The 9,485-nt window shown below is 60.4% G+C and carries 7 protein-coding genes; all 7 read left to right on the forward strand.

Features of this window, described 5'->3' with window-relative positions; all coding sequences use genetic code 11:
• Nucleotides 1-223: 223 nt before the first annotated feature.
• The 7 genes from VFN25_RS06340 (at nucleotide 224) to VFN25_RS06370 (ending at nucleotide 9,250) form a co-directional block, all read left to right on the forward strand.
• Nucleotides 224-1,207: a hypothetical protein gene (locus tag VFN25_RS06340; protein WP_325139979.1), complete on the forward strand. Its 984-nt coding sequence runs from the start codon at nucleotides 224-226 to the stop codon at nucleotides 1,205-1,207.
• 63 nt (nucleotides 1,208-1,270) lie between these two features.
• The gene (locus tag VFN25_RS06345; RefSeq protein ID WP_325139981.1) at nucleotides 1,271-1,903 is read left to right on the forward strand and encodes a ParA family protein; all 633 of its coding nucleotides are present in this window, start codon (nucleotides 1,271-1,273) and stop codon (nucleotides 1,901-1,903) included.
• Between the two features lie 155 nt (nucleotides 1,904-2,058).
• The gene (locus VFN25_RS06350; RefSeq protein WP_325139993.1) at nucleotides 2,059-2,538 is read left to right on the forward strand and encodes a histidine phosphatase family protein; all 480 of its coding nucleotides are present in this window, start codon (nucleotides 2,059-2,061) and stop codon (nucleotides 2,536-2,538) included.
• Between the two features lie 15 nt (nucleotides 2,539-2,553).
• A complete protein-coding gene (locus VFN25_RS06355) occupies nucleotides 2,554-3,144 on the forward strand; it encodes a YceI family protein (protein WP_325139985.1) in 591 nt (196 codons plus the stop codon).
• Nucleotides 3,141-4,982 carry a phospholipase D family protein gene (locus tag VFN25_RS06360; RefSeq protein WP_325139987.1) on the forward strand — a complete coding sequence of 614 codons (1,842 nt, stop codon included), beginning with the start codon at nucleotides 3,141-3,143 and terminating at the stop codon, nucleotides 4,980-4,982. Before VFN25_RS06355 ends, VFN25_RS06360 begins: the two co-directional genes overlap by 4 nt.
• A gap of 112 nt (nucleotides 4,983-5,094) precedes the next feature.
• Complete coding sequence (locus tag VFN25_RS06365) at nucleotides 5,095-5,670, forward strand: YkvA family protein (RefSeq protein WP_325139990.1); 576 nt, start codon at nucleotides 5,095-5,097, stop codon at nucleotides 5,668-5,670.
• Nucleotides 5,671-5,953: 283 nt separating this feature from the next.
• Nucleotides 5,954-9,250, forward strand: a complete 3,297-nt coding sequence (locus VFN25_RS06370; RefSeq protein ID WP_325139992.1) for an amidohydrolase family protein — start codon at nucleotides 5,954-5,956, stop codon at nucleotides 9,248-9,250.
• Nucleotides 9,251-9,485: the final 235 nt, after the last annotated feature.

The raw sequence follows: 9,485 nt of genomic DNA on the forward strand, positions 1-9,485 counted from the left end.
TGGCTTGAAGCGACTGCATGGATGCAGGAGGTAGAGCAACGCAGGAGCAGTTGCCGACACGGCCAGTGCATCTGCGCCAGCGCGCCGCGATCTGCACGCAGACAGGCGTCGTGACGATTGCGCCACTTGATCAGCGTTGCCTTAAGGCAACGCTGATCATGAACAGGAGAGATCATTGCTCAATCTGAAACGAGTTCTGACTGTGTCCATCATCGGTATCGGCATGGCGATATCGATTTTGAGTGTTGCCAAGGATGCTCGACAAGCAGCACAAGATCAGGCTGCAATGCAGAAATACAATGAGCAGCTGATTGATGCACTGCTCGCCAAGGGAACTCCGCGGGCTATCGCGCTTGCCGCCACGTCGCTGAGCTATGCCGATAGAGGTTCCAGGCCAGCCATTGACGAGAGGCGGCTTGAATTGTTGGATCGTGCCGCGCAGATGGCGCCGGATGATGCGTGGGTCCAATGGCTGGCAGTCGCCGGTGCAACGCCGTCCGGCAGCTTGTCCGAACCCCTGTTGGCACTGCAGCGACTTGCGCCGGACAACGGTGCAATCTGGTTGTTCCAGTTGCGCCGGGCGACCCAAGCCAAAGACAACAGCGGTATCAACGAAGCACTCCACCGGATCGGAGCATCGAGTCACTTTGACGACTACTTCACCACCAACGCAACCGAATGGCTCAAGTTTCTTCGCGACTACCCCTTGCCAGAAACTTATGCAATCGCCGACAAGGCAATGACTGAGCGAATGGTATTGATTTCGGCCAACAGCCGAGCCGCCGCCACTTACTTGCCGGGCGCATTCAGCGCGATCAGCGTGTGCAAACCCAAGTCTGAGCCCTTGACCGCTGATCGTCGCGCGGCCTGCCTGGCCGCTGGTCGACTCATGCTCAATCAATCAAGCTCCCTGAGTTCCATGGCAGCTGGCGCTGCTGTGTTACGCGCGGCGCAAGCCGCCGATACCGACGACATCACCCGGAACCAGAAGTACTTCACGGAGGAATATGCCATAGCTGCAAATGAGGCCATCGCGAACCCGGATGAAATCGAGAGTTATGTGAGCGATTGGATTCAGACGCGGAACGAGGTCCAGTTCGCCAGGAACCTGCTGACTCGCGCCGGCATTCCATTATTGCCGCCAGCGGACTGGAAACCGGACCCGCAGCGCTTTCATTCCAGAATCACGGCCCGGAATAGCGACTGATTCCACGATTGCGGCTGGGCTGGTGTAGGATTTGCCCCGATGTGCTGTGCGACGGAGGCGGTAATGCTGAAAGTCCTGGTAGCGAGCTCCAAGGGCGGTTGTGGAAAGTCCACAATCGCAACGAATCTGGCAGCCTATTCTGCACTCAAGGGCAAAGCGACCGTACTCGCCGATGCCGATCGTCAGGGATCGAGTAGCCGCTGGTGCGAAAAGCGCGCCGATCTCAGCACAGCGGTGCTGCCAATCGACGCCACACGCAAAAACTGGCAACAGCGCATTCCGGTTGACGCCGAGCGCGTCATCATCGATTCCGGGGCCGGTATCCGGGTCAGCGAAATTGCCGCGATCCTCGACGATGTCGACGTCATCGTTGTACCCGTGCTGCCTTCCGTGGTCGATCTTGAGGCGACCCTGCCGTTTCTGAACGAGCTGGCCACACTGCCGCGAATCAAGAAAGGCAAGGTGCCGGTCGGACTGGTGGCGAATCGGGCCAAGCCGTGGACCAATGCGACCCAGAACGCGCTGGCCGAGATTGGCGATTGGCCATTCCCGCTGATTGCGCAACTGCGTGACACCCAGGCCTATTCGCTGATGAACGGTCTCGGCCGCAGCATCTTCGACTACCACTCCGAAATCGTCCGTTCGCATCAGGAAGACTGGGCCAAACTGCTGCGCTGGCTGAAGAAGCAGGGCTGAGTCAGGAAAGCGCCTTACCGACACATTCCTTGCAGCTGAATGTGTCGTCGGTGGCGTCCTTTCCGGTGTATTCGCCTCGCGCGGGTGACCGACCTTTGGGAATTTCATCGGGCTTGCGGCATGATGCAGGCTCAAGCCAAGGAATCGCCATGTCCATTCGCCAGATCATCCTGTTGCGCCATGCCCATGCTGAACCGCCGGATGGAGACCAGACCGATGCGTCACGGCCATTGACCGATAGTGGCATCTGCGAGGCGATGGCGGCTGCAGAGTGGCTCAAGGCACATGAAGCAGAACCCGATGTGCTGGTCTGCTCACCGGCAACGCGAACCCAGGAAACGGCGCAGCGCATCGTCATGGGGCTCGGCGGAAACCTCTCGACCGTGATTGACCCTCGTATCTACGAAGCAACTCCAGCTACCCTTATCCAGGTGCTGGAGGACCATGTGGATGCCGATTGCATCCTGCTCGTCGGACACAATCCCGGGCTTGAGACGCTGGTTGCCCTGCTCACCGATGGCGCATCGGATCAAGGCCGCGGCATGCCGCCGGGTGCGATCGCCTGGCTGCATGTGGATTCTGATGCCGCGATTGAGCCAGGTACGGCAAGTCTCCGCCATTTCTGGTGGCCTTGAGGTCGGAGGCTGCCGATGCTGGCGTCAGGCTTTCTGGCCGGATTGATCGCATTGGCGACAACGGCGCCCGCTGCAGAGCCGCCTGCCACCGAGATACTGCAACTCGATAATCCACATTCAAGCGCCGCTTTCAGCGTCAAGGTACTGTGGATGTTCACCGTGGAAGGTCGCTTCGACAGCGTCCATGGCGAGGTCAGGATCGACCGTTTCCGCAGCCAGGCCCGCGTCGATGCGCGTATCGATGCAGCCGAGGTGACGATGAACCGCGAAAGTGCAACCACTTGGGTCAAATCCGCCGAATTCTTCGACGTCGAGAACTACCCCGAGATCCGCTTTCGCTCCGAGCCGTTTCCACTCTCGCGGTTGCACGACGGCGGCGAGTTGCCGGGCGCGCTGACCATGCGTGGCGTTACTCTTCCGGTGGTGTTCGAAGTGGCACCGTCCACCTGCCAGCGCGTTGCCGTCGACTGCCCGGTGCAAGCAACCGGTACGGTCAAACGCAGCGATTTCGGCATGCAGTCGCGGCGCGCGACCCTGTCCAACAAAGTCGAATTGAGCTTCAGCATCCGCATGTCCTTGCCGGATCGAGATGCGGCGGAATCATGAGTGTCGGCAAGCATGGACTCCCCGGTTGCAAGTGGCTGCGTCTGGCCCTCGTTGTGGCTTGTCTGTTTGTCCTGGCTGGCTGCGGCCTCAATCGTCAATTGGCACGCCAGGCCGATCGGGTCGTTGCCGCCGAACAACCTCAGCAGATCACCTGTCCGCAGGCTGACCACTGCGCCATCGGTTCACCATTCCACCAATTGGCCAAGCAGGCACGCCTGGCGAGTACGCCGCAGCAGCCGATCCACTATGTGAACGTGCTCGAGCAAGGCGAGGATTCCCTGCTGCTGCGAGTGCACCTGATCCGCGCCGCGCGCAAGACGATCGATATCCAGACCTTCATCTGGGACAACGACGATGCCGGCCGGCTGATTCTCGATGAGCTGCTCACCGCCGCGCGTCGGGGGGTGCGCGTGCGTGTTATCGCCGATCAACTGTTTTCGCTCGAAGATACCGAGCTGCTCTCGCGCCTGGCCCTGGTCCACCGCAATTTCGAGGTTCGCATCTACAACCCGACCTTCCACAAGGCGGTGACCCAACCGCTCGAATTCGCGGCCAGCATCGTCTGCTGTTTCACCCGCTTCAATCAACGCATGCACAACAAGTTGTTCCTGGTCGACAATGAGTTCGGCATCGCCGGCGGGCGCAACTACGAAAACCGCTACTTCGACTGGGATCACGAGTTCGACTATCGCGATCGTGATGTCCTTGTCACAGGTGATGAAGCCGGGCGGGAGATGGCCACCTCGTTCGAAAAGTTCTGGTCCAACAAGCGGGCCGCACGACTGACCCGTCTCAACGACGTCAATCAGCGTCTGGTTGCCGAAGCCGACCAGCATCTGCCGCTGCCAGCAGCCGAACGCGGCATCGATCCGATGCGCGTGGAGATCCTGCGTGCGCATGCCGGTCTGGTGGCCGAGATTGAGCGACGTTTCATCAGCACGGCACTACGGGTCGGCCAGGTCGACTACTTTTCGGACACTCCGGCCAAACAGGAGCAAGGATCCGACCCGAACAAGCAGTTGGGCGAGCATATTGCGAGCATGATCAGCCAGGCGCAGACCCAGATCATCATGCAGACCCCGTATCTGGTCATCAGCAAGCATGCCCGGCGGGTATTTCGAAAACTGCAAGAACGCGAAACTCCCCCCGATATCATCGTCTCGACCAACTCGCTGGCAGCAACCGATGCGTTCTATGTCTACGCCCTGTCGCACAAGTACAAGAAGCGCTACTTGAAACTTGGCTTTCGCATTTATGAGTTCAAGCCGTTTCCAGGTGATGCCAGCAAGATGATTTCGCGTTATTCCGAATTGAGTGGTGACGGCAATACGAATGGCTACCAGCGTTTCGGCAAGGCACCGCTGACCAGTCGCGGCGTCCGCATCGGCATGCATGCAAAGTCGATCGTCATCGACGGTCGGACCACTCTGATCGGATCGCACAACTTCGATCCACGTTCGGACAACTACAACACCGAATCGGGCCTGATCATCCATGACCGCGCAGTTGCCGACCTGGTGCGATCAGCGATCGTGGGCGACGCCCAGCCACAAAATTCATGGACTATCGCCAAGCGGCCACGCACAAACCTTCTGCACCGCATCAACAATGCGATCGCTGATTTTTCCACCGTGCTGCCGCTGTTCGATTTCTGGCCGTTCCGCTATGCAACCAGTTACGAGCTCAATCCCGGTTGCGCGCCGCTGAAACAGAACGATCCGCACTTCTACGACTGCTACACCGCCGTCGGCGACTTCCCGGAAGTCGATCTGCCGATGAAAACGATCTATACGCGCATCGTTACCGCGTTCGGCGCCGGGGCAGTCGGAATCCTCTGACAGGCCCACTTCCCGGCCAGCTCCGGCAGCGATCTATTTTTTCGCACCGATTGACGTGCTCGAACGCGGCGTCTAGTCTCAGCGCTGGAATTTCCCCTGCGGAGTGGCCCCCATGTCCCTGGACATCACGATTCAACTGGCTGATGAAGACCTCGATCATTTCATTGAGGCGATGCAACGAGCGCAATCCAAAGCGACCAATCTCAGCTCGCAGGCCATCATCGACTCGGCATCCAAACTGCTTGTCGAAGTGCCGCAGACCAAGGTTCCGCAGTTCATCAGGGATCGCCTCGACAATCTCGATCAGATGATCCAGCTCGTTGTCGATGAGGGCTACGGCCTGCCCGATGAGGACCGCAAGCGCGTGCTTTCCTGCCTGGCCTACTTTGCTGATCCGGACGACATCATCCCCGACAGCGTGCCAGTCCTCGGATTTCTCGATGACGCGATCATGATCGAGCTCTGTGTGCGCGAGCTGAAGCCCGAGCTTGATGCCTATGGTGACTTCGTCCTTTTCCGCAATCAGGAAGCGACCCGTCGCGGTGTGGATCCGGCCAGCCTCAAGACCGAACGCGTTGAGTGGCTGGAGACTCGACGACTTGAAGCCCATGAACACATGCGTCACCGGCGTCGCGATGGCTATGGCGCCAGCAGCAACTGGGCCCCGGCACTGTTCCGAACTCGCTGAAAGCAAGGCAATACACGAAAAGAGCAGCCGAAAGGCTGCTTTTTTTTGTCAGCTCGGACTCGCCACCCACGGACTCCGAAAGTGGCTACAAGCTGCCTGCTGTCAGCATTGCGACTGCGCGCAGCGGCTCCGCCCGCCTCGGGACGCGAGGCGGGCGGTGCTGATATCACCTAATTTCCTGTTTTTTCTGAAATAATTGGCATTCAGGACTTTAGCCCCATGTTCGACAGCGCGATCCGGGCTAGGATCGTGGGTCTGCTGTTTCTCATCCGGGGTACTGACGATGCGTTATCGATCCATCGCCGCCGTATTCGGCTGCCTGCTGCTGTTGCCAGGCTTGGCGTTCGCCGCCGACAAAAAGAAGGACGAGCCCAAATGGGACGTCAACGCCGCCCACGGCAAGACCAAGACCGTGCGCTTCAGTACCGATGAAGGTACCTGGCTCGATCTCGATGTCAGCCCGAACGGCAAGACCATCGCCTTCAGCATGCTCGGCGATCTTTATCTGCTGCCGATCGAAGGCGGCAAGGCCAGGCGCATCACCCAGGGCGCGGCCTGGGATGTGCAGCCGCGCTTCTCCCCGGATGGCAAGGAAATCGCCTACACCTCGGATCGCGGCGGCGGCAACAATATCTGGCGCATGCCGGTCATCGGCGGCGACGCCAGCCAGGTCTCGAAAGAGGATTTCCGCCTGCTCAACAACCCGGCGTGGACGCCGGATGGCCAGTACCTGATCGCGCGCAAGCACTTCACCGGTGAGCGCTCGCTCGGTGCCGGCGAACTGTGGATGTACCACATCGCCGGCGGTGCCGGTTTGCAGTTGACCAAGCAGAAAAACGATCAGCAGGATCTCGGCGAGCCCGCGGTCAGTGCCGATGGCAACTACGTCTATTTCTCCGAAGATGTCAGCCGTGGGCCGTACTTTCAGTACAACAAGGACCCGCACGGCCTGATTTACGCGGTCAAGCGTCTTGATCGCCGCGATGGCGAAATTGAAACCATCATTGCCACCGGCGGCGGCGCGGTGCGTCCCGAGCCGTCACCCGATGGCAAGTCACTGGCCTTCGTCAAGCGCGTGCGCGAGAAGACCGTGCTGGAGAAGGTTGATCTCGACAGCGGCGAGGTCAAGGCCCTCTGGGATGGCCTCTCGCATGACATGCAGGAAGCCTGGGCAATCTTCGGCCCGTATCCGAACTACGCGTGGACACCGGATTCCAAATCACTGGTGATCTGGGCCCAGGGCAAGCTCTGGCGCGTCGATGCCGCCAGTGGCGAGCACAGCGAAATTCCGTTTACGGCCGATGTCGAGCAGACCGTCACCGAACCGCTGCGTTTCGAGCAGAGCATCGGCGAAGGCACGTTCCAGCCGAAGATGATTCGCGATGTCGCCACCAGCCCGAATGGCAAGACCCTGGTCTTCCATGCGCTGGGCCATCTGTGGGTTAAGGCGTTGCCGAACGGCAATCCGAAGCGCCTGACCGCCGACGCAAATCACTTCGAATACCAGCCAAGCTTCAGCGCCGATGGCAACAAGATGCTCTACACGACCTGGTCGGATGCCGAGCAGGGCCGCATTGTCGAGCACGATTTCGCGACCAACAGCGCGCGCATCCTGACCCCGAAGCCGGGTTTCTACTACGGCCCGCGCTATTCGAACGATGGCTCGCGCATCGTCTACGCAAAAACCTCGGGCAGCTCGCTGACCGGCAATCTCAATTCCGGCCAGTCGGGCATCTACCTGATGCCGGCCAACGGCGGCGAAGCGCGTCGACTGGCCAGGGAGGGCGGCGATCCGGCGTTCTCGGCCGATGGCAAGCGCGTCACCTTCCTGACCGGCAACGGCCTCAAGAAAAAGCTCCAGAGCATTGCCATCGACGGCAGCGAGCCGCGTGATGTGTTTGATCTCAAGTACGTCAACTTCGTCAGCATCAGTCCCGATGGCAAGTGGGTCGCCTTCAGCGAACTGTTCAATGCCTATGTCGCGCCGATGCCGACAACCGGCGGCAGCATTGAACTGTCAAAAGAGACCAAGGCGATCCCGGTCAGTGTGGTCAGCCAGGATGTCGGCTCGTACCTGCACTGGTCGGCTGATTCGAAGTCGCTGCACTGGATGGTCGGTCGCGAATACCACTCGCGTGATCTGACCGATTCGTTCACCTTTCTGCCTGGCGCACGCAAGGAACTGCCCAAACCCGGCAGCGACAAGCCCGTCGATGTCGGCTTGAGCGTGCGCTATGACACACCGGGCGATGTGTTCGCCTTCACCGGCGCGCGTCTGATCACGATGAACGATGCCGAGTCGAAACAGGAAGTCATCGAAGATGGTGTGCTTGTCGTCGATGGCGACACGATCAAGGCGATCGGCGCGAGCGGTGAGGTTTCCATCCCGTCCAACGCCCGGGTCATCGACGTCAAGGGCAAGACCATCGTGCCCGGCTATGTCGATGTCCACGCCCATGTGAATCACTTCAGTTCCGGCGTCGTGCCGCAGCAGAACTGGGCCTACTACACCAACCTCGCCTTCGGCGTGACTACCACCCATGATCCGTCGGCGACCACCGAAACCGTGTTCTCACAATCGGAACTGGTCAAGGCTGGCGACATGGTCGGTCCGCGCATCTTCTCGACCGGCACGATCCTCTACGGTGCCGATGGCGACTTCAAGGCCGTGGTCAATTCACTCGACGATGCGCGCGCGCACCTGCGCCGGATGAAGGCCAACGGTGCGTTCAGCGTGAAGAGCTACAACCAGCCGCGTCGCGATCAGCGTCAGCAGATCAACCAGGCCGCGCGCGAGCTCGGCATGCTCGTGGTCGAAGAGGGCGGCTCAACCTTCAACCACAACATGACGATGATGCTCGATGGCGTCACCAGCATCGAACACAACATCCCGGTCGCGCCGCTGTACGCCGACGTCATCAAGCTGTGGAAGGAAACCGACGTGCGCAACACGCCAACCCTGGTGGTCAGCTACGGCGGCCTCAGCGGCGAATACTGGTGGTACGCGCGCGACAACGTCTGGGAAGACAAGAAGCTCAATCGCTTCTTTCCTCGGGAAACGCTGGATGCGCGTTCGATCCGTCGCGAGACCGCACCGGACTGGGACTACTACCACATCGAAGTCGCCAGGGCGGCGAAGAAGCTGCGTGACGCCGGCATCAAGATCAACACCGGCGGCCATGGCCAGTTGCAGGGCCTGTCGCTCAACTGGGAAACCTGGATGCTGACCCAGGGTGGCTTCAGCAACTTCGAGGCCCTGCGTGCGGCCACCATCGACGGCGCCGACACCATCGGCCTGTCGAAACAGATCGGCTCGCTGACGCCGGGCAAACGCGCCGACTTCGTCATTCTCAACAGCAACCCGCTGGACAACATCCGCGCCACCGTCGACACCCGCTACGTCGCCATCAACGGTCGCGTCTTCGACATCGACGCCGACATGGCCGAAGTCGGCGGCAAGAATCGCCCGGCACCCGAGTTCTACTGGCAGCGCCACCACGAAGGCCGCACGTTCGGCATCGAATACGGCCCGACCGCGCCGTGCCACTGCCCGAAGTCCGGCACGTTGCACTCGCATTGACGGATCGGAGTGCCGGCTGCAAGCCGGCACTTCCCGCGCCCGCAGCCCCAAATCCATCGCGGCCGCGGCGACCCAAGCTCCGTAGCCACCCCTACCCCGATAGGGGTCGGGAAGGCTCATCACCTCCCCGCCCTCCGAACCGTGCGTGCGGTTCTCCCGCACACGGCTCTCCAGTTGGTGGTTGCTTCATCGAGATCGGCACGCCAAGGCATGGGCTTGGGTTAACGTGAAAAGC

The organism is Dokdonella sp. (genome assembly GCF_035703485.1).
Classification (GTDB): Bacteria; Pseudomonadota; Gammaproteobacteria; order Xanthomonadales; family Rhodanobacteraceae; genus Dokdonella.

What these genes read in the sequence shown, in the direction of transcription:
- VFN25_RS06340 (WP_325139979.1), top strand. Translation starts at nt 224, where the DNA reads ATGGCGATATCGATTTTGAGTGTTGCCAAGGATGCTCGACAAGCAGCA.
- VFN25_RS06355 (WP_325139985.1), top strand. Translation starts at nt 2,554, where the DNA reads ATGCTGGCGTCAGGCTTTCTGGCCGGATTGATCGCATTGGCGACAACG.
- VFN25_RS06370 (WP_325139992.1), top strand. Translation starts at nt 5,954, where the DNA reads ATGCGTTATCGATCCATCGCCGCCGTATTCGGCTGCCTGCTGCTGTTG.
- VFN25_RS06360 (WP_325139987.1), top strand. Translation starts at nt 3,141, where the DNA reads ATGAGTGTCGGCAAGCATGGACTCCCCGGTTGCAAGTGGCTGCGTCTG.
- VFN25_RS06345 (WP_325139981.1), top strand. Translation starts at nt 1,271, where the DNA reads ATGCTGAAAGTCCTGGTAGCGAGCTCCAAGGGCGGTTGTGGAAAGTCC.
- VFN25_RS06365 (WP_325139990.1), top strand. Translation starts at nt 5,095, where the DNA reads ATGTCCCTGGACATCACGATTCAACTGGCTGATGAAGACCTCGATCAT.